Annotated in this window: 18 protein-coding genes; all 18 read right to left on the bottom strand. The window is 53.3% G+C overall.

Annotated elements, in window-relative coordinates:
- Positions 1-22: 22 nt before the first annotated feature.
- Complete coding sequence (locus tag WC515_07695; GenBank protein MFA5147241.1) at positions 23-955, bottom strand: UDP-glucuronic acid decarboxylase family protein; 933 nt, start codon at positions 953-955, stop codon at positions 23-25.
- Positions 952-2,367, bottom strand: coding sequence for a hypothetical protein (locus tag WC515_07690; GenBank protein ID MFA5147240.1), 1,416 nt, complete (start codon positions 2,365-2,367; stop codon positions 952-954). The genes WC515_07695 and WC515_07690 overlap by 4 nt, the downstream gene beginning before the upstream one ends.
- 9 nt (positions 2,368-2,376) lie before the next feature.
- Positions 2,377-3,312 carry an SDR family oxidoreductase gene (locus tag WC515_07685; protein MFA5147239.1) on the bottom strand — a complete coding sequence of 312 codons (936 nt, stop codon included), beginning with the start codon at positions 3,310-3,312 and terminating at the stop codon, positions 2,377-2,379.
- A gap of 7 nt (positions 3,313-3,319) precedes the next feature.
- Positions 3,320-4,624 carry a nucleotide sugar dehydrogenase gene (locus tag WC515_07680; GenBank protein ID MFA5147238.1) on the bottom strand — a complete coding sequence of 435 codons (1,305 nt, stop codon included), beginning with the start codon at positions 4,622-4,624 and terminating at the stop codon, positions 3,320-3,322.
- Between the two features lies 1 nt (position 4,625).
- Positions 4,626-5,552, bottom strand: a complete 927-nt coding sequence (gene rfbD / locus WC515_07675; GenBank protein MFA5147237.1) for a dTDP-4-dehydrorhamnose reductase — start codon at positions 5,550-5,552, stop codon at positions 4,626-4,628.
- The gene (gene rfbB, locus WC515_07670) at positions 5,528-6,508 is read right to left on the bottom strand and encodes a dTDP-glucose 4,6-dehydratase (GenBank protein ID MFA5147236.1); all 981 of its coding nucleotides are present in this window, start codon (positions 6,506-6,508) and stop codon (positions 5,528-5,530) included. The genes rfbD and rfbB overlap by 25 nt, the downstream gene beginning before the upstream one ends.
- Positions 6,509-6,514: 6 nt before the next feature.
- Entirely contained in the window at positions 6,515-7,267 is a 753-nt protein-coding gene (locus WC515_07665; GenBank protein ID MFA5147235.1) for a sugar phosphate nucleotidyltransferase, read from the bottom strand.
- An 8-nt stretch (positions 7,268-7,275) separates the two neighbouring features.
- Complete coding sequence (locus WC515_07660) at positions 7,276-7,722, bottom strand: dTDP-4-dehydrorhamnose 3,5-epimerase family protein (GenBank protein ID MFA5147234.1); 447 nt, start codon at positions 7,720-7,722, stop codon at positions 7,276-7,278.
- Positions 7,723-7,731: 9 nt separating this feature from the next.
- Entirely contained in the window at positions 7,732-9,027 is a 1,296-nt protein-coding gene (locus WC515_07655) for a UDP-glucose/GDP-mannose dehydrogenase family protein (protein MFA5147233.1), read from the bottom strand.
- 98 nt (positions 9,028-9,125) lie between these two features.
- Positions 9,126-11,228: an LptA/OstA family protein gene (locus WC515_07650; GenBank protein MFA5147232.1), complete on the bottom strand. Its 2,103-nt coding sequence runs from the start codon at positions 11,226-11,228 to the stop codon at positions 9,126-9,128.
- Positions 11,229-11,307: 79 nt separating this feature from the next.
- Positions 11,308-11,955 (bottom strand): fructose-6-phosphate aldolase, encoded by a 648-nt coding sequence (gene fsa / locus WC515_07645; GenBank protein ID MFA5147231.1) that lies wholly within the window; start codon positions 11,953-11,955, stop codon positions 11,308-11,310.
- Between the two features lie 44 nt (positions 11,956-11,999).
- On the bottom strand, positions 12,000-13,397 hold the full coding sequence (locus WC515_07640) for a GGDEF domain-containing protein (protein ID MFA5147230.1): 1,398 nt from the start codon (positions 13,395-13,397) through the stop codon (positions 12,000-12,002).
- Entirely contained in the window at positions 13,385-14,821 is a 1,437-nt protein-coding gene (locus WC515_07635) for a sensor domain-containing diguanylate cyclase (GenBank protein MFA5147229.1), read from the bottom strand. Before WC515_07635 ends, WC515_07640 begins: the two co-directional genes overlap by 13 nt.
- A 24-nt stretch (positions 14,822-14,845) precedes the next feature.
- Entirely contained in the window at positions 14,846-15,949 is a 1,104-nt protein-coding gene (gene ugpC / locus WC515_07630; GenBank protein ID MFA5147228.1) for a sn-glycerol-3-phosphate ABC transporter ATP-binding protein UgpC, read from the bottom strand.
- A 48-nt stretch (positions 15,950-15,997) separates the two neighbouring features.
- Positions 15,998-17,044, bottom strand: a complete 1,047-nt coding sequence (locus WC515_07625) for a transglutaminase domain-containing protein (GenBank protein ID MFA5147227.1) — start codon at positions 17,042-17,044, stop codon at positions 15,998-16,000.
- Complete coding sequence (gene accD / locus WC515_07620; protein ID MFA5147226.1) at positions 17,041-17,886, bottom strand: acetyl-CoA carboxylase, carboxyltransferase subunit beta; 846 nt, start codon at positions 17,884-17,886, stop codon at positions 17,041-17,043. The genes WC515_07625 and accD overlap by 4 nt, the downstream gene beginning before the upstream one ends.
- A gap of 81 nt (positions 17,887-17,967) precedes the next feature.
- Entirely contained in the window at positions 17,968-18,609 is a 642-nt protein-coding gene (locus WC515_07615) for a corrinoid protein (protein MFA5147225.1), read from the bottom strand.
- A 24-nt stretch (positions 18,610-18,633) separates the two neighbouring features.
- The coding region (locus WC515_07610) for a methyltransferase domain-containing protein (GenBank protein ID MFA5147224.1) at positions 18,634-19,512 on the bottom strand (879 nt) is incomplete at its 5' end.

Genomic DNA, 19,512 nt, shown 5'->3' with positions numbered 1-19,512 from the left:
AGATGCTCCTCTCGTCCCCTTCTTATATGCCCCTGAAATATTCTATGGTCTTTATGAGCCCGCGCTCAAGCGGCACCTTCGGGGCCCATTTCAGCAAAGAGGCCGCCCTCGCGATATCGGGCCGTCTCACCTTCGGGTCATCCACGGGCAGCTTTTTAAAGACCACCCTGCTTTTGCTCCCGGTCAGTTTTATTATAAGGCCTGCCAGCTCAAGGACGGTCATCTCGCTCGGGTTCCCTATATTTACCGGCGTATGTATACCGGAGGTGAGCAGCTTATAGATACCGGCTGTCATATCGCTCACATAACAGAAACTCCTTGTCTGGGAACCGTCGCCGTATACGGTTATCGGCCTGGCCTTGAGCGCCTGGCCGATGAAGTTAGGTATGGCCCTGCCGTCATTGGGGCGCATCCTCTCCCCGTAAGTATTGAATATGCGGACGATATGCGTGTCGACACCGCAATGGGTCCGATAGGCCATGGTCACGGCCTCGGCATACCTCTTCGCCTCATCGTATACGCTGCGCGGCCCCACCGGGTTCACGTTGCCCCAGTAGCCCTCATCCTGCGGATGGCGCAGGGGATCGCCGTAGACCTCGCTCGTCGATGCCAGCAGGAACGCCGACCTTTTCTTTTTTGCCGTCTCCAACGCGTTGCGGGTCCCGAGAGAGCCCACCTCCAGGGTCTCCAGAGGATACCTCAGGTAGTCCGGCGGGCTGGCCGGCGATGCCAGGTGCAACAGATAATGGAGCGGCCCCTTGATGTCGAAAGGGCGCGTTACGTCCCGTTTCAACAACAGGAAATCCTTCTCTTTCAGCATGTGTCGGATGTTAGCCATGGAGCCGGTGATGAAGTTATCCGCGCAGATCACCTCATACCCCTTCCCCAGGAAGAGATCGCACATATGCGAGCCTATGAAGCCCGCGCCGCCCGTTACAAGCACCCTCTTCTTCATGTCACCATCCCTGTCTTTTTGCAAAAGTGGAACCGGATACGGCCGTCTATCTCATCTTTCCATATGATGTATATGACGGCCAGTAACGCTACGAACAGTAAGAGCGGCGAAAAATGGGTAATGACGTTCAATTTCCTTATACAGCCGTTGGTGATGCCGTATGCCCACTCCGCGAGGTTTGAGTTGAGCCCCATGAATATGAAGAGCCCTATATCGGTGAATACGCTATCGGCGTCGCCGTACTGGACGCCGCACCAGTTTATAAATATCGAGACGGCCGATATCCAGAATAATATCCTGTAACCTAACGCCTTGCGCGCAAACGCCGCCGGGATCATCAGGAACGGGACGAAGCATATGAAGAACCTGGGGCCGAAGTCCCCTCCCCACGGCCACACCTTGTTGCAGAAGAGCGCGACGGCCATGAAGATGGCCGGGCATATCAGGCTGATCAGTATCACTTCGGGTATATACTCTTTTATGGGCTTCCTGTAAAATACGAATAGGCCGTAGGCGCCGGCCAGGAGCACCGGCATATACATGAAGATCCCCCTGTATGTGCCGAACGTCAATTCGAATATTATCTTCGGCTGAGGGAACGCAAAAGGTATAGGCCCCACCATACGGCTATAGGTAGTGGCGAGCGCGAAAGGATTCTCGAAACAGGCATAATGGTAGCTCATAAAGGCAAGGGCCATAAGGGAGATCCCCGAACCGAGGAGCAGATAGTGCGATAACTTCACCTTCCTGATATTGATCATGCTATATATCGCCAGGAGGCCCGACGCTATGGCGAGAGTGTACTCGAATAGCACCGCCGAGCCCAGGCACAGGCCTGCGATAAAATATGAGCGCGGCGGAACGGGACGGTACCTGGAGATGAAGAATATATGGAACGCGCTGAATAAAAGGAATGCGCCCATCGTATGGGCGGTGAACTTTGTGGAATAGTAAAAGAGTATCGTGCCGAATGCCGATGCTAAGACGATCAGGATCCGGTCATTATCGTCCAGCTCGAATTGCTGGAGCACCTCATATAAGAGCACCGCTATGAGCGCGCCCGGCAGCAGGGAGAAGAAGAATGTGAAGAAGAGGTTCAGGACGGATGTCCCGTGATCCCGGTAGACGACCCCAGGCATCGCCCCGATGACCGGCTTCAGGACCATGTAGAGAGGTACCGCGGTCAACCCCAGGCCCGGGGCGGCGCCTATATAATAATGTTCCCCGTATGAAGACCTGTCGCGCGTATTATCCGCTTCTTTATCGATGTTGAAGGTGCCGTCATCGGCTACCGCCCTGGCCAGCATCACATACCTGTAGGTATTGGCGGCGATGTAGTTCGGGGCTATGTAGAAGAGATATACCAGGAATACCGTGAGAAATATTTTGACCTTGACGCTTTTGAATAGCAACTGGTTCTCCTAGATATTCTTCCTGAACCACTCGACCGTAAGCCGTAACCCCTCTTCGAACTGGACCAGGCGGCCGAGCTTAAGCAGCCTTTTCATCTTGGCCGTATCGGCGTAGGTCTTGCGTACATCACCGGACCTCTTCGGCGCATACCGCGGCTTGACGTCCGTCTTCAGGATCTTATTGAGGGCCCTCACTATATCTATGACCGATTTGGATGTGCCGCAGGCGACGTTGAAGACCTCGCCGGATATGCCCGGCGTGACGCATGCCTTAAGGTTCGCCTTCACGACATTTCCTACGTACGTGAAGTCCCTCGCCTGCCTGCCGTCCCATTCTACCACCGGCGATTCGCCTTTCACCATATTGAACAGGAACGCGGGTATGACCGCGGAGTACTTGCTCTCCGGGTTCTGGCGCGGGCCGAAGACATTGAAGTACCTGAGCGATACCGTCTCGAGGCCGAACGTCCTGGCAAAGGTCACGCAATAACACTCCGCGGCCAGCTTCGACACGCCGTAAGGGGATATCGGCGATGTGACATCCGACTCCCTCTGCGGGAACTTCCTGACGTCCCCGTATACGGAGCTCGACGAAGCATAGACGAGACGCTTGACGCCCGCCGACTTCGCCGAGGCGAGCAGTTTGAGCGTCCCGGTTATATTTATATCGTTCGTCGAGAAAGGATCGTCTACCGACTTGGGGACAGAGCGAAGCGCCGCCTGATGGATGACGAAATCGACACCCTTGAGAGCAACGGCAAGCGCCTTGCCATCCCTTATATCGCCCTCGATCAGCTCTATACGGCCCGAGAAAGGCGCCAGGTTCTCTCTCTTTCCGGTTATAAAATTATCGAGGACCGCCACCTCCGCGCCGCGCCTTACAAGTTCCTCAACTATATTTGAACCTATGAACCCTGCCCCGCCCGTTACGAGATATCTTGCCATGATTCTCCTATAATTTTATTATCTTATCCCTCTTCTTTGCGCCCTTCAGGACATTGCGCGTGTCCAGGACCAGTTTTGAATGCTTCAATACGAAATTATAATCGACATCCGTGTGGTCTGTGGTTATCACGACACAGTCGGAATCCCTGAACGAGCTCTCGTTGAACGGCAGGCCCTTCAGGTTTATATCGTCTATTTTGAGATAGGGCAGATACGGGTCGTAATAAGAGACCAGCGCCCCCTTCTTTACGAGCAGATTTATTATCTCTAGGGCGGGCGATTCCCGCAGGTCCTTTACGTCCTTTTTGTATGCGACGCCCAGGATCAGGACCTTGGAACACCTCAGCGGCTTACCGTGGTCATTAAGCCCTTCAACGACCTTATCGACCACATAATGAGGCATCTGCGAATTGACGTATGATGCCAGGTCTATGAAGCGCGCCTCAAAACCGTGTCCGCGGGCCTTCCATGAAAGATATATGGGATCGACCGGTATACAATGGCCTCCGACACCGGGCCCGGGGTAGAAAGGCATGAAGCCATAGGGTTTCGTCTTCGCGGCATCTATGACTTCCCAGACGTCGATGCCCAGCTTATCGCACATGAGCATTATCTCGTTCACGAGACCGATATTCACTATCCTGAAAGTGTTCTCAAGTAGTTTTACCATCTCCGCGACCTTGCTCGACGAGACGGGCACTATCGTCTCTATGGCCTGCTCGTACAGCAATTTGGCTATCATCGTCGACTTTTCCGATATACCACCTATTATCTTCGGCGTATTCTCCGTGTGGTATCTCTTATTCCCCGGGTCGACCCTTTCAGGCGAGAAGGCCAGATAGAAATCCTCCCCCTCTTTAAGGCCGTCCGATTCCAGTATCGGCAGCATCACCTCTTCGGTCGTACCCGGGTAGGTGGTCGACTCCAGCACCATGAGCTGTCCCCGTTTCATATGCTTCTTTATGCTCCCTACGGCGGATACGATATAAGAGACGTCCGGCTCCTTCGACTTATTGAGCGGCGTCGGGACGCATATGATGATGGCGTCGAGACCCTTTATCGCGCTGAAGTCGGATGTGCCGCGCAGGTTCTTCTTTCTCCTCGCCTCTGCAAGGTCCGAGCTGGAAACATCGAGTATGTACGATTCGCCGTTGTTCAATTTCTTTACCTTCTTGGCATCTATGTCCATACCGCACACGTTGAACCCCTTTTTGGCGAAACTGACGGCCAGCGGTAAGCCGACATAGCCGAGACCGATGATGCCTATCTTCGCCTTCTTGCTCAATATCTTCTTCTCAAGTTCCCTCAGCATATCATTCCCCTTTTCTTGGCGTTTCTGACAGATACTCTCTCAAAGCGCTTTTCCAGCTGCGCATGATATATCCGGTATACCCGGTGAATTTTTCATTGTCCAGCACCGACATGGCAGGCCTGTTGGCCGGCCGGGCCAGCTCTTTAGACGATATCGGGATGACTTTCGTCCCAGACCCGGCCATTTCCAGTATCGTCTTCGCGTATTCGTACCATGAGACGGTTCCCGAGTTGGAAATATGATAAATTCCATAGCGTTCTGGGCTATGGGCCGTGGGCTTTGGGCTGAGCTTGTCCAGCAACGCATGAATCGCTTTAGCCAGGTCCTTCGTATACGTCGGGGAGCCGACCTGGTCGTCCACCACCTTCAAGACCTTCTCCGTCCGCGCCTTATTTATTATGGTATCGACGAAGTTCTTTCCGTATCTTCCGTAAAGCCAGCTCGTGCGAAGTATATAGTGCCTCCCTGTCATGCCCTTTATCGCTTCCTCGCCCTCGAGTTTCGACTTCCCGTATATGCTCAACGGGCGCGTCCTGTCCGTCTCAAGGTAAGGCGTCTTCTTCGCGCCGTCAAATACGAAATCGGTGCTGATGTATATGATGGCCGCGCCGGCATCTCTGCATGCAGCGGCGACGTTCCCCGCGCCTTCGACGTTTATCGCGCGGGCCTTCGCCTCATTTGATTCGCACCCGTCCACATCCGTGAATGCGGCAGCGTGGATGACGACATCGGGATTGGCGCCCTCCACCACCTCCGCGACCCTCTTCTTATCCGTTACATCGCAACTTTCAAAACCATGGACCATGGACCGTGGACCGTGGACCACATCCGCACCTATTACCGTATAGTCGCCGTGCAGTTCCTGCGAAAGATCGATCCCGAGCATGCCGCTCGATCCGGTTATCAGTATTTTATGTCTTGGCGGCATTTGAGCAATCGCTTCCACCACTTCTCGTTATTCCTGTACCACTCTACGGTAAGCTCAAGCGCCGACCTGAAATCGTGTTCCGGTTTCCAGCCGAGCTCGCTTATCCTGCTTATATCGAGCGCATAACGCTTGTCGTGGCCGGGCCTGTCCTTTACGAACTGTATGAGGTCCCTGCCTTTGCCGAGTATATCCAATATCGCGTGGGTAAGCTCCAGGTTGGTGGTCTCGCCTCCGACGCCTATATTGTAGATCCCGCCCGGCTTCCCTTTGTGCATGACCTTATCTATCGCCGTGCAGTTGTCTTCCACGAAAAGCCAGTCCCTCATATTCATACCGTCCGCGTAGAGCGGAAGCTTCTTATCCTCGAGGGCGTTGGTGATGAAGAGCGGTATGACCTTTTCCGGGTATTGGAAAGGGCCGAAATTGTTCGAGCTGCGCGTCACTATGACCGGCAGCTTGTGCGTAACGAAATACGACCTGGCCAGGAGGTCGCCCGCGGCCTTAGTGGCGGAATACGGGCTGTTCGGGTTCAGGCCGTCCGTCTCTTTGAAAGAACCCTCCTGGATGCTGCCGTACACCTCGTCGGTAGATATCTGCACGAAGAGGTCTATGCCGGAACCCCTGGCCGCCTCAAGGAGCGTGTGCGTACCGAAGACGTTCGTCCTTATGAAGTCGTCGGATTTTTTTATGGAACGGTCGACGTGGGTCTCGGCGGCAAAGTTTATTATCACATCGCATCCCTTCACCAGGGACTCCACGACTTTCCTGTCGGCGATATCGCCCCTGACGAACTTATACCGCTTGTCCTTCTCGACATCCTTCAGGTTCTCCAGGTTGCCGCAATAGGTCAGCTTGTCGAGATTGACCACGGAATAATCGTCATACGTCTTAAGTATATGTCTGATGAAATTCGAGCCGATGAACCCGGCCCCGCCTGTTACGAGTATTTTTTTCATATTATATTATTTTCTTTTCCTCCCAACTCCAAACTCCGAACTCCCGGCTTTCTTCGCTACTAAGTTATTCGCCCTAAGGAGCGAATCGAACGTCCCGGAATCGGTCCACCAGCCGTTCAATACACTGTAGGACAACTCTCCCTTTTTCAGGTATGCGTTATTGACGTCCGTGATCTCCATCTCTCCGCGCCGCGACGGCTTCAGCGTCCGTATGATGTCGAAGACACGGTTATCGTACATGTATATGCCCGTAACGGCGTAGTTGGACTTCGGCTTCCTGGGCTTCTCCTCTATGGAGACGATCCTCTTCCCGTCGAATTCTACGACGCCGAACCTGTCCGGGTCCTCCACCTTCTTTATGAGTATCCTTGCGCCGGCGGGTTGCCTTTTGAACTCTTCCACGGGCTTCCGTATATCTTTCTCTATTATATTATCCCCCAGTATGACGACTATCCTGTCGTTGTCGGCAAAGTGTTTGGCGAGCGCGAGTGCCTCGGCTATACCCCCCTCGCCTTCCTGGTAGGTGTAGTTTATATGCTTGAGGCCGAATTCCGCGCCGTTACCCAATAACCGCAGGAACTCTCCGGCGTGCATACCGCCCGTCACGATCAATATCTCCGTTATGCCGGCATCGACCAGCGTCTGTATCGGATAATAGATCATCGGCTTGCAGTATACCGGCAGGAGGTGCTTATTCGTTATCTTCGTGAGCGGGAAGAGCCGCTTCCCCAGGCCGCCCGCCAAAATCACGCCTTTTATCTTCATGGTCATCTTCTCCAATCGTACGGTATATCGTTCTCGTAAGCGTCTATCCTGTATTCGTCCGGCTTCTTGTGATCATAAGGCCTGGTAGGGGTATTTATCACTATCGATTCGCAATCGCTCACTCCCTTGAAACCATGGTAGACCATCTCCGGTATCTGCACGAGTATCGGGTCTTCGAGGCACAGGGTGAACTCGTTCACCTGGCCGTACGTCGGGGACTTCTTGCGGGAGTCGTAGAGGGCCAGCCTTATCTTCCCGTGGACGCAGACGAAGTTATCCGTCTGTCTCTTGTGGTAATGCCACGCCTTGACGACGCCGGGCTTGGCGGTGGTCATGTAGACCTGGCCGAATTTTTTGAAGATATCTTCGTCGCTGCGCAGCATCTCCATGAGCCGCCCGCGCTCATCGGGTATCAGTTTCAGCTTCTTCACTTTCACTCCGTCGATCATGACCATTCTTCAGCTCCTCCCCACTCCCGTATATCTGAAACCCAGCTTCTTTATCTCGACGGGATCGTAAATATTCCTGCCGTCGACTATGACCGGTTGCCGCATCAATCCCCTGACCTTTTTGAAATCGAGCTCTTTGAACTCGTTCCACTCGGTGGCTATCAGCAGGCAATCACTGCCCCGGGCGACTTCATACGGGTTTTTGCAGAACTTCACCGTCTTCTTCAGGACCTTTTTAGCCTTCTCCATCGCCTTCGGGTCATAGACCTTTACCCTGGCGCCCTCTTTCAGGAAGATCGAGATCATGCCCAGCGCCGGCGAGTACCGTATATCATCGGTATTGGGTTTGAACGAGAGCCCCAGGACGCCTATCGTCTTCTCGGATACGTTCCATAAGAGCCCTTCGATCTTTTTCATAAGGAACGTCTTCTGGTCTTCGTTCACCTTCTGGGCCTCTCTCAGCATCCCGAAATCATACCCCAGCTTCTCCGTTATCCTGAGGAACGCGGAGAGGTCTTTCGGAAAGCACGAACCGCCGAACCCTATGCCTGCATTGAGAAAATCCTTACCTATCCTCCTGTCGAGACCCATGCCCCTGGCGACTTCCGAGATATCCGCCCCCACGAGGTCGCATATATCGGCCACCGCGTTGATAAAGGATATCTTTGCGGCGAGGAATGAATTGGAAGCGTGTTTGATGAGCTCTGCCGATCTTATGTCCGTGATGACCAGCGGCACGGACAGGGGTTTATACAGTTCTGTCAGGATGTCGCGCGCCCTCTTCGACTTGACCCCTATCACGACCCTGTCCGGGTGCATAAAATCATCCAGCGCGGAACCCTCGCGCAGGAACTCCGGGTTGGAGGCCACGTCGAACTTGACCTTGCGTTTGTTGAATACGCCGATGGTGTGCTCTACCCACTCCCCGGTATTGACCGGGACGGTCGACTTTTCGACTATGAGCCGGTAGGAGGGCATGGATAGGGCGATCTCTTTAGAGACGCCCTCCACGAAGGCGAGGTCGGCTTCGCCGCTGTTCTTGGAGGGCGTGCCGACCGCGATGAATATCACTTCGGACTTCTTCACGCCTTCCCTTATGCTCGTCCCGAAAGAGAGGCGCTTCTCTTTCCTGTTGCGCATGACAAGCTCTTCCAGGCCGGGCTCATAAATAGGCATCTTGCCCGACTTAAGCCTCTTTATCTTCGCTTCGTCCTTATCTACGCATATCACGGTGTTGCCGAGGTCGGCGAGGCAGGCGCCCGTCACCAGTCCTACATACCCTGAGCCGATTATGCAGATATTCATCGCGTCTCTTCCCCTATCTATATATGGTTATAGTATATAATTAGGTTAAAATTATATCATGGGGGTATGAAAAATTACAATATAAAAATCGAAGAGGGCTACATATTCCCTGTGGAGCCGAACTGCGGACGGTAATAAGTGCGCTTGAACCCTATCGGGTATTCCGGGAAGGCCTTGAGGCGCATCACGAACCAGATGGTCTGGTCGTCCGAATACGTCTTTGTGTTGTAGGTCAATTCCGCGACCCAGCAGTGGAGGTCCCTGTATACTGTGTACTCCTGCTCTTCGAAAGAACCGTCCAGCATATTGAACCGTTCATAGGCGCGGACCTTCCACTTTTCGTTTATCTTATAGATGAAATCGAGAGTGGCAAAATTGCTCCTCCCCGACTCGACATCCTCAAAACGGTGGCCCAGCCCGAGCGACCACCTGTCAGCCCACCTCGCAACAAGGTCGACGCTCTCGGACTGTATGAGCTGGCGCTTCGTGTCGACGCTCATCTTCACTATCGAATAGAGCCACGGATAGGGCGACAACTCCAGCTGGAACTCTATGCTCTGGAACTTCTGCGACTTGAAGCTTGCGCTCCCTTTCTCCAGGCGGAAGGCGTAGTCGGTGCTGACTATGAGCGTGGCGAGGTCCACGGATTTGAGCGGCCCATCTTTCCCCTCGGGCCTCTTCGTCTGTAGTTTATTCTCTATCGCGAACTGTATGCCGTTATTGGCGGCTATCGAGTCCACCTCATCGAACTGGTTAAGGTTGTCGGGAGAGACCGTCGGCTGGTATGTGAAGTAGTAATTGGCGGTGGGCGTTATTATATGCCTCAATTTGTTTATATCGAGCCCCAGATACGACGTCTGCACATCGTAGATCCTGTAAAATTTTATGGAGTTGTCCAGGCCGGCCGAGAATACGGTGCGGTCCACATTCGTGGTGCCCCACCTGTTCTTCGAATAGTACGTCTCCCGTATGGCCGCATAGGGCGTAACGCTCAACGACCCCAGCAATTTCGACGCATATGAGAGCCGGTGATACGTGTCGAATCGTATCGTGCTCACGTCCTTCTGGTCTTCCAGGTCCGTCTCGGGGAAGGTATGGTTCAGGTAGACGCCCGCCGTCTCCTGTTTGTAGTAAATGGGGAATTTTTCCGTCAGCCGGTTGTTCGGTATCTCGATCTTGAATTCGGGCAGGCGTTCCACGACATCGAAGTACTTATCCATCCTCTTACGGAAAAGGAGGCTTATGGTGTAATTATCTTTTGTCGTTATGAACGAGAGGTAGTTGTCCGGGTCGCCTGCTTCCTCATATTCCTTGTAGAGGTAGTCCTTCACGAAATTCTGGTCGCGGACCTTATTGAGCTCAAGCGTGGCAACGGTATCATTGCCCATGTCCCATTTGTGCCTGACCTGGACCCTGTACTTGGATTGGGTGTCGCCCTCGCGGTCGTAAGCGGTGCTGTCGTTCTCGTTGGTATAGTAAAATCTGACTACACCATCCCCGAGGCCGTTGATCCTGTATTTATTATCTACACCCTCCGCCAGCCCCTTTTTGGTCCTGTAGTCGACCAGGAACTTCCCGTTGCATATCTCGCTGAAATAGTACCTGTATGACGTGAGGACGTAGTAGCCCCACTCGCTCTCCTTCCCTACCTGTATCGTGGCGTGGGCGGTCTGCTCCTTGAGCGGCTGCACATAATACGGGAAGTACATTATGGGCACGTTGCCTACGAAGAAGAGTATATGTTTGGCGACGACCCTGTCTTCCAGGTATATCTTCACCTGCCTTGCCTGTACGCGGTAATGCGGTTTCTCGAGCTCACAGGTAGTCACATAACCGCGGTCCAGCTTTATCTCTTTTTCGCTTACCTTTGCTATCTCGTCGGCCTTGCCGTAGAACGGTTTCGAATTGATATAACCGTTCACGATATCCCCCGTCCTCTTGTCAAAGTTGTACAATATCTTTTCGCCGGTGAAGTAGGACTCTTTCTGGGTTATCTTTACGTTCCCTTCCGCTATGGCGTCTTTTGTATCAAGGTGGACCGTTATCTTGTCGCAGGTGAGCAATACGTCTTTATAGGTTATGGATACGTTGCCGGAACCGGTGACCTCTTTCTTCTCGTGCAGGTATTCGACGGTGTCGCCGTTGACGACGATGGGTTCTTTTGACGGAGGTTCTTCCGCGGAGGCCTTGGCAGGAAGCACAGAGCACAGAGCCCAAAGCCCAAAGCCGAGAGCTATGAACTTCGGACTATACCCTATACCCGATACCCTATACCCTGTTCTATCTCTTCGGAACACTCTTCCAGTCCTTTAAGAACCGTTCTATCCCGGCGTCGGTCAGTGGATGCTTCACGAGCGCCATCAGGACACCGTACGGCACCGTGGCTATGTCCGCTCCCAATTTGGCCGCTTCCAGCACATGAACCGGGTTCCTCACGCTCGCTACGATGATCCGGGTCTTGAAACCGTAATTGGAGAATATGGTCCTGATATCCCTTATGAGATCCATGCCGACCTGGCCTATATCATCGAGACGGCCTATGAACGGGCTGACGTAAGCGGCGCCGGCCTTTGCCGCCAGGAGCGCCTGCGCGGGTGAGAAGCATAACGTAAGATTCGTCTTTACACCGTCCCCCGAGAGCACCTTCGTCGCCTTGAGGCCTTCGGCGGTCATGGGGATCTTCACTACGATGTTTTTATGTATCTTTGAAAGCTGTTGAGCTTCCTTTACCATCTCGTCGGCCTTCAGGCTTATCACCTCAGCGCTTATAGGGCCGTCCACTATCGCGCATATCTCTTTGACCGTCGATATGAAGTCCTTGCCTTCCCTGGCTATCAGGGTAGGGTTCGTCGTTACACCGTCCACTATGCCGAGCGCATTCGCCTCCCGTATCTCTTCGATATTAGCGGTATCTATGAATAATTTCATAACCCCCCGTTTTTTCTTGACCCTATTTTTAAAGCTCTATTATACTACTTCCCATACGCGCATACAACATTTTTACCCGAACGTTTGGCTTTGTATAGCGCGGCGTCCGATCTTTCTATCAGGTCATCGGCGGACTTCGCATCTTCCGGGTACATCGCAATGCCTATGCTTATCGTCGCCTTTATGCTCTCGTCGTACGCCTTGAATGTGCTGTCCTCTATCTTCTTCCGTATCCTCTCGGCGACCACCAGCGCGCCTGCCGCATCGGTCTCCGGCAATATCATAGAAAATTCCTCTCCGCCGTACCTGGCGGCAAGGTCGATCTCCCGTATGCTCCCCTTCATGATACGGGCCGCCTCTTTCAGGACGACGTCCCCGACAAGGTGACCGTATGTGTCATTGGTGTGTTTGAAATTGTCTATATCGCACATCAGGAACGCAAAGTTGAACCTGTGCCGCCTCGAACGGCTTAATTCCTCGTCCAGGCGTTCGAGAAAATATCTCCTCACGTATAGCCCCGTCAGGCCGTCGGTGATGGCCATCTCTTCTACCTTCTCATAGAGAAGTATCTTCTTCATCTCAAGCGAAAATTGCGCAGCCAGTATGACAAGCCGTTCGAAATCGCCTTGCGGAAGGTTCTCTACCGCAAGGACCGCCACTGTCTTCTTCCCGCTCAGGAACGGCATCATCATAATACTGTCCGCTTCCTGCCCCAGTTTCAGCCGGTCAAATAACGGCGCATCGTCCTGTCTCGTTATGTATACGGCCTTATTATGCTCCGAAGAGGCCCTGACAAGTTCCCCGTAGTCGACTTCTGATACGCGGTCATCACCTGTATCGGGGCCCTGCATATGATACGACCTGCCTGCCGCAGGGTGGCCGTCGGCCGTCTTCAGGATCACGAGCTCGCTTCTCAAAAAGGTGAAATGGTCCTTCATCAATGTGCTGAATATCCTGAAGATGTCTTCGAACGTGAGGCTTGCCGACATCTTCTTAGTGGCCTCATACAGGTTGACGATGACGAGCTCCTTATTCCTTACGGCATCCTCCGCTTCGCTCAACTCTTCGAAATTCCCCGACAGGTCCGCCTTTTCCGCTTCCTTATACTTCACTTCACGGCCGCGTATGGCTATGGTCTTCCGCATCATGACCCTGCACCCGTTAAAACCGGCTGTCATGCCGCTGAATATAAGGAGAGGGAGCGCGGCATTCACGATATCTATCCTGTATACAAAAAAGAAGAGCGGGAAGAGAAGGGCCCAGGCCCCTGCCAGCGCCATGTAAGAGAAGGGCCTCCGGTAAAGATAACCGGCCGGGGATAGGATAAGGAGCACTATATTTATGAAAGGGTAGTCGATCCTGTGCAGAGAGTACAGTATATGAAATATGACCAGCGCCGCTATGGCCGTTAAGCCGTGCAGCGCTATCATCAATCCGCGCATAGCCGGTTCCTCCCGCCGATCTTGGCTTTATAGAGCCGTTCGTCGGCGATCCGTATAAGCTCCTCTTCCAGCACCGCCTCCTGCGGATAAGTCGATATCCCGATGGAGACCGTGATCGGCATCTTCTGCCGCCTGAGAACAAAATGGTTCTCTTCTACCCTCTTCCTGATCGCCTCCGCAGTAAGGGTGACCGATCTCCTGTCGGCCCCGGGAAGGAGCACCGCGATCTCTTCCCCGCCGTATCTGGCCGCCATGTCACCCTCGCGTATGCCAGAGGTCACGATGCCCGCCAGGTGCTTCAGGACAAGGTCTCCCGCAGTGTGACCGTATCTGTCGTTATATTCCTTGAAATGGTCTATATCCATCATTATGACCGACAGCGACCCCTTTTTCCTGGCGGCGCGCCTGCACTCCTCCCTTAAGCGCTCCATGAAATGGCGCCTGAGGAAGAGGCCCGTCAGGCCGTCCTTTATGGCGAGCTCCTGCGTCCTGGCGTACAGGATGGCATTCTGCACGGCCACTGCGCCCAGGTCGGACAATATGTCGAGCAGTCTGAGGTCTTCCTGTGTATATGAGAACTCGCGCCGGCTGTCCACCCGCAGGACACCGAGGACGTTATTGGCGCTTATGAGCGGGGCGCTTATCAGCGACCTGAAATACGACGCCGCCTTCTCGCTTTCGTCTATCGGGAACCTGAAATCCTTCGTTATATCTTCCACGATCAACGGTTTCCTGTGGCGCAATACCCAGTAGTCGAACGGATCCCCCCTCTTCGTCTTTACCTTGGGATCGCCTGCGCCCAGAGAGGAGGCCGAAAGCATCAGCTCCTGCCGTTCGAAGTCCACCAGGAAGAGGAGCACCCTCCCGCTCTTTCCGATCGTCTCGGCCACCTTCTCCGTTAATAATTTGTTTATATCCTCGAGCGAGAGTAGGGCGCTTAACCTTTCCGTGACCTCCTTAAGGATGGAGTATTTCTTTAATTTCTCTTCAAGGGCAGTTATGCTCCTGTGTTTATCGCCGGCATAGCTTGCGAGAAGGTTCATGTCCTCTTCGAGCTTTTCCGACTTCAAGGCATATAAGTTCTCTATACTGAGGTTGGCCTTATAGTACGCGTATCCCGCGAACGTCACGGGGAAGAAGGAGACGATGAAGAGAAGATATCCGTACTGCCCGGAACGGAGCACCTCGAAGAAGGCTATGATGACGGCCAAGACGGTGGATGCCGCGCCTCCGCCCTTCCCGTATGCCATCCATCCGCACAGTATGGCTATATTGAATATGAATATAGCGCTTCCGAACAGGCCGGAAAAGAACGGGGTGCGCGGGGTATTATGCGATGAAGATAATACGAGAAGACAGGCCGCGACTATTGAAAGGGTGACCGTAAGAACGCCGCAGAGTGACTTATCGCGGTAATGTGTCATGCGAGTCGCAGTGGTAAAAATATCCTAAATTATGGTCGAGTCCGTCTCTTTGTCGAAGAAATGGACCTTTGACATATCCAGGACGAGATCGATATCCTGGTTAAGAGTGGGCTTGGCATGACCGTCTACCTTCGCGATCATGGAACTCTTCCCGGTATTAAGATAAAGGTGGACCTCGGAACCCATCGGCTCGATTATCTCGCAGTTGGCCTTTATCGTATTTTCAGGGGGGGCTTCGGAGACGAAGAGTTTATCATATATATCTTCCGGCCTTATGCCGAAGATGACCTCTTTATCCATATATTTCGCCAACGGCGCCATCATCGAGTCGATCACCTTGACCTGGAAAGATCCTTCATTGAAGTATGGTTTACCGTTCTTTTTGAAGAGCGTGCCCCTGACAAAGTTCATAGGGGGGTTGCCTATGAAACCGGCGACGAACCTGTTGACCGGCTTATCATATAAGGTTATGGGGTCGGCTATCTGCTGGATATACCCGTCCTTCATGACGGCGATCCTGTCCCCCATCGTCATGGCCTCGGTCTGGTCATGCGTCACATATATCATGGTGGTCTGAAGCCGCATGTGGAGCTTCTTTATCTCGGCCCTCATCTGCATCCTCATATTGGCATCGAGGTTGGAGAGCGGCTCATCGAAGAGGAATACGAGCGGTTTTCTTACGATCGCCCTGCCCACCGCCACGCGCTGCCGCTGGCCGCCGGAGAGCTCCCTCGGTTTCCTGTAAAGCAGTTTCTCTATGCCTAAGATGGCGGCGGCGTCCCTGACCCTGGAGTCGATCTCCGCCTTCGGGTACTTACGCAGTTTCAGGCCGAAGGCCATGTTATCATAGACGGTCATGTGGGGATAGAGGGCGTAATTCTGGAAGACCATGGCTATATTCCGGTCTTTTGGGGGGAGATCGTTAACGAGTCGGCCGCCTATGTAGACATTTCCGCCGGTGGACTCTTCCAGGCCGGCAATGATCCTGAGGGTTGTGGATTTTCCGCATCCGGAGGGACCGACGAAGACCATGAACTCTTTATTCTCGATGCCCAGGTTTATATCGCGTATAGCCCAGACATTTCCCGGAAATCTCTTTGAGACGTTCTGTAGGCTTACCTGTGCCATAGCGGATATTATGCTACCATATTTGATAAAAGAAGTAACCAAAATCCTCTATGCGTCGAGATCGTATCCTATCCCCGCCAGGTCCGCTTCCGCCTCTTCCCTCCTGCCCAGTCCATCGAATATCGATGCCCTCATTCTGTACAGATACTTGAGGTACGGATGGCCCGGATGCGTACGGAGGGTATCGGTGATGTAGCCCAGGGCCTCGCTGTGCATATTTCTCTCTTTAAGCGAAAGCGCATAATAAAATTCCGCTTTTCGCGCAAGCAGATAATCGCCCGATGATGCTATTATCTTCTCATATAAAGCGTCGCTCTTCTTATAATGACCCAGGAGTTGATACCCGCGGGCCCGGACCATCGCGGAGGCGTAAATATCTTTTAATGGGGTGAGCGTGCGGTCAAGGTATCTGTCCTTTATGGCCGCGGTAAATGGCCTTATCCAGGATAGCGGCACGGCCTTCAGGATGTCGAACTTCATCCTCTTTCTTGTAACGATATATTCCGGCGTATTGGCGTAAATGGAGAGATACTTCCCGTCTGCCCACCGTGTCTCTGTCGGGGCCCTGCGGCGCACCTTTTCGTTCTCCGACACTATCGCCGGATCCATCCTTATCTCATCCTGGCTTGCGCAGGAGCCGGACCTGTTCCGCAGGTCAAGGTCATATCCGGTATCTACTATGACCCATCTGCCGTCCGGGGCCAGGGCCTCGGCGACCGTATGCGGCGAAGCCCCGCCCTCTATCTTCAGGAAAAGAAGCCGCGTCGCTATCCCGGCGCCGCTTGCGATCTCCATGAATACGCGTGATTGCTGGTCGCACCATCCTATGCCGGAGGTCAGCTTCTCTATGCCCACCGTGTCCAGCCTGTTGGGATAGCCGGCTATCGGATGCACGTTCTCGTGGACAAAACCCCTGATGGAAGCTATCTTCTCTTCGAACGTATCCGCGCCATCTGTAAGATGCCTGGCAATGTAGTAGCACATCGCCTTATCGTATATCTTTTCGGAGATGCCGAAAGATAAAAAATAGACGCCTGCCGACACCAGGGACAGGGATATTGCAAAAATCAGGAGGATGATCCGGCCTTTGGTCATGCCAGGTAGCTCACCAGCTTCGACAGCGTATCGCGCATATTCTTCCGGTGGACGATCATGTCTATGAGGCCATGCTGCAGCAGAAATTCCGATCTCTGGAACCCGTGCGGCAATTTCTGGCGTATCGTCTGTTCGATGACCCGCGGCCCCGTAAAACCTATGAGCGCCTTGGGCTCGGCGACGATTATATCGCCGAGAGAGGCGAAGCTTGCCATAATACCGGCCATGGTGGGATTGGTCAATACGGATATGAAGAGCCCGCCCGCTTCGTTCATCTTGCTCAATGCGGCCGATGTCTTGGCCATCTGCATGAGCGAATACATCCCTTCATACATCCTGGCCCCGCCCCCGGAACCCGAGATGATGATAAGCGGTTTCTTCGTCTTGGTCGCGCGTTCGATAGCCCGGGTGAGTTTCTCGCCTACTACGGAACCCATGGAGCCCATGATGAACCTGGAATCGGTGACACCCAGGACCACCTTTTCTCCGTTGATCGCGGCATCGCCGGTAATGACCGCCTCTTTCAGAGAAGTGATCTCCTGGTCCTTCTTCACCTTCTCTTTGTAGGTCTTCGGCCCTTCGAAGATGAGCGGGTCTAGCGACTCCATGACCGCATCCGTCTCCTCGAAACTTCCTTCATCGACGAGCGACTTCACGCGCTCCCGGGCCCCTATGGTGAAGTGAAAACCGCATTTCGGGCAGACCTTCAGGTTCTCTTCGAGTTTTTTATTATATATGAGCTCTTTACACTCTTCGCACTTCGTCCATAAGTCCTCCGGGATGTCCCGTTTTTTGGAGACCTTGACGATAGTATATTTGGGTTTTCGGGGGAAAAGGGGCATTCAGTGCCTCGTTGTAGCTGTGTCAGGGTCAAGCAGCAAGGGTCAAGTAAAAAATTTTATCTTGACCCATGACCCTTGACCCTATCTTTTAAGCAGCTCTTTCGCCTTGTCGACGGCGGTAGCTGCGTCCCTGGCGTAGGCGTCGGCGCCGATCTCTCTGGCGAACTCTTCCGTCACGGGCGCGCCGCCTACCATGATTTTAACTTTATCACGAAGGCCTGAATCTTTCAAGGAATTAATGGTATCGCGCATCGCCCCCATCGACGTCGTGAGCAACGAAGACATCGCGATGATGCCCGCGTTCCCGTCTTTTACAACGGAGACGAACTTCTGCGGCGCGACATCGATACCCAGGTCTATCAGTTCGAAGCATGAACCTTTGAGCATCATCCCGACTATATTCTTTCCTATATCGTGAAGATCACCCTTGACGGTCCCTATCACCACTTTTCCTATGGGCCTTATGCCGCTCTTCGCAAAATGCGGCTCGAGGAGGGCCGTGCCCGCCTGCATCGCCTTCGCCGAGATGAGGACCTCCGGTATGAATATGCGGTTGGCCTTGAAATTCTCCCCTATGACGCCCATCGCCGCGATGAGGCCGTCATCGAGGATCGTTTTTATACCCAGGTCCTGGCCTAACGCGGCCTTGGTCGCCTTTTCCACGCCGCCCCTGTCCCCCCTGAAGACCGCCTCTTTGATCTCCTGCAATATAGTCTCTTTCATCGTCCTTTACCTCTCGCCTTTTGGTTATGACAGACCTTTAAAATACTTCGTCTCATTATGCCATTTTTCGAAGAATTCCACTACCTTTTTATGATCGTCTTTTTTGATGCCGGAGGCCTTATCCGTCTTCCGGGCTATGACGCAGAGTATGCCGTCATTCAAATAATCATTTATTTTCGATACACTGAACTTATTTTTTGCGAGTATCGAGGATAGGGATCTCATGCTGAACCTGAAGCAATGCGCATCGACCGGGTTTTTACTAAGGTACATATCGAGAGGTTTTTGAAAAGGCACCAGTATCCTGCTGCCGGTGGCGACGACGATGTATCCGCCGTCCTTCAATATATCCCAGGCCCCTTTAATGAGGTCATTGCAGGACGTGGAATTCTCAAGGGTCCACATCATCGTCACTATGTCGATCTCTTTCGAGGGGGATCTCTTCTCGACATATTCTTCGCATGTCCCGTTGAAGTACGGTATGCCCAGCCCTGCGAGCGTCTTGCAATTATCGCCGGACGGCTCTATGCCGAAGGCCTCGGCGCCGTAATCCTTCTTTACTATATTCAGGAACTGTCCCTCCCCTGCGCCTATGTCGCATACCACTTTCCCGCGGAGGCCTGCCGCCTGGTCTATAAATTCCGCCACATAGTTATGCCTTGCGAGCATGAGGGGTGTCCGGGAAGTGTAACCCTTTCCCTTCCCGAAGAGCTCTTTCGACCATACGTCGGCTATCTCTTTATGCGTCCTGCGTTCCCTCACATATACGAAGCCGCAGGACTTACAGATATGTATCACCTGTCCGCCCGTATATTCCCTGACGTGCGGTACCTCCACCGCATCGTCCGCTCCGCATATGTCGCACGCATACTTCATCGTATTTTCTCCTCTGCTATCATAGAA

Source organism: Candidatus Omnitrophota bacterium, assembly GCA_041650805.1.
In the GTDB taxonomy this organism is placed as follows: Bacteria; Omnitrophota; Gorgyraeia; order 2-01-FULL-45-10; family 2-01-FULL-45-10; genus JBAZKM01.
The sequence above is the reverse complement of the archived record's forward strand: the minus strand, read 5'-3'. Positions and strand labels throughout refer to the sequence as shown.

Coding starts and splice junctions, on each gene's coding strand:
- WC515_07695 (MFA5147241.1), bottom strand. CDS start 955: ATGAAGAAGAGGGTGCTTGTAACGGGCGGCGCGGGCTTCATAGGCTCG.
- WC515_07685 (MFA5147239.1), bottom strand. CDS start 3,312: ATGGCAAGATATCTCGTAACGGGCGGGGCAGGGTTCATAGGTTCAAAT.
- WC515_07680 (MFA5147238.1), bottom strand. CDS start 4,624: ATGCTGAGGGAACTTGAGAAGAAGATATTGAGCAAGAAGGCGAAGATA.
- rfbD (MFA5147237.1), bottom strand. CDS start 5,552: ATGCCGCCAAGACATAAAATACTGATAACCGGATCGAGCGGCATGCTC.
- rfbB (MFA5147236.1), bottom strand. CDS start 6,508: ATGAAAAAAATACTCGTAACAGGCGGGGCCGGGTTCATCGGCTCGAAT.
- WC515_07660 (MFA5147234.1), bottom strand. CDS start 7,722: ATGATCGACGGAGTGAAAGTGAAGAAGCTGAAACTGATACCCGATGAG.
- WC515_07655 (MFA5147233.1), bottom strand. CDS start 9,027: ATGAATATCTGCATAATCGGCTCAGGGTATGTAGGACTGGTGACGGGC.
- fsa (MFA5147231.1), bottom strand. CDS start 11,955: ATGAAATTATTCATAGATACCGCTAATATCGAAGAGATACGGGAGGCG.
- WC515_07640 (MFA5147230.1), bottom strand. CDS start 13,397: ATGCGCGGATTGATGATAGCGCTGCACGGCTTAACGGCCATAGCGGCG.
- WC515_07635 (MFA5147229.1), bottom strand. CDS start 14,821: ATGACACATTACCGCGATAAGTCACTCTGCGGCGTTCTTACGGTCACC.
- ugpC (MFA5147228.1), bottom strand. CDS start 15,949: ATGGCACAGGTAAGCCTACAGAACGTCTCAAAGAGATTTCCGGGAAAT.
- WC515_07625 (MFA5147227.1), bottom strand. CDS start 17,044: ATGACCAAAGGCCGGATCATCCTCCTGATTTTTGCAATATCCCTGTCC.
- accD (MFA5147226.1), bottom strand. CDS start 17,886: ATGCCCCTTTTCCCCCGAAAACCCAAATATACTATCGTCAAGGTCTCC.
- WC515_07615 (MFA5147225.1), bottom strand. CDS start 18,609: ATGAAAGAGACTATATTGCAGGAGATCAAAGAGGCGGTCTTCAGGGGG.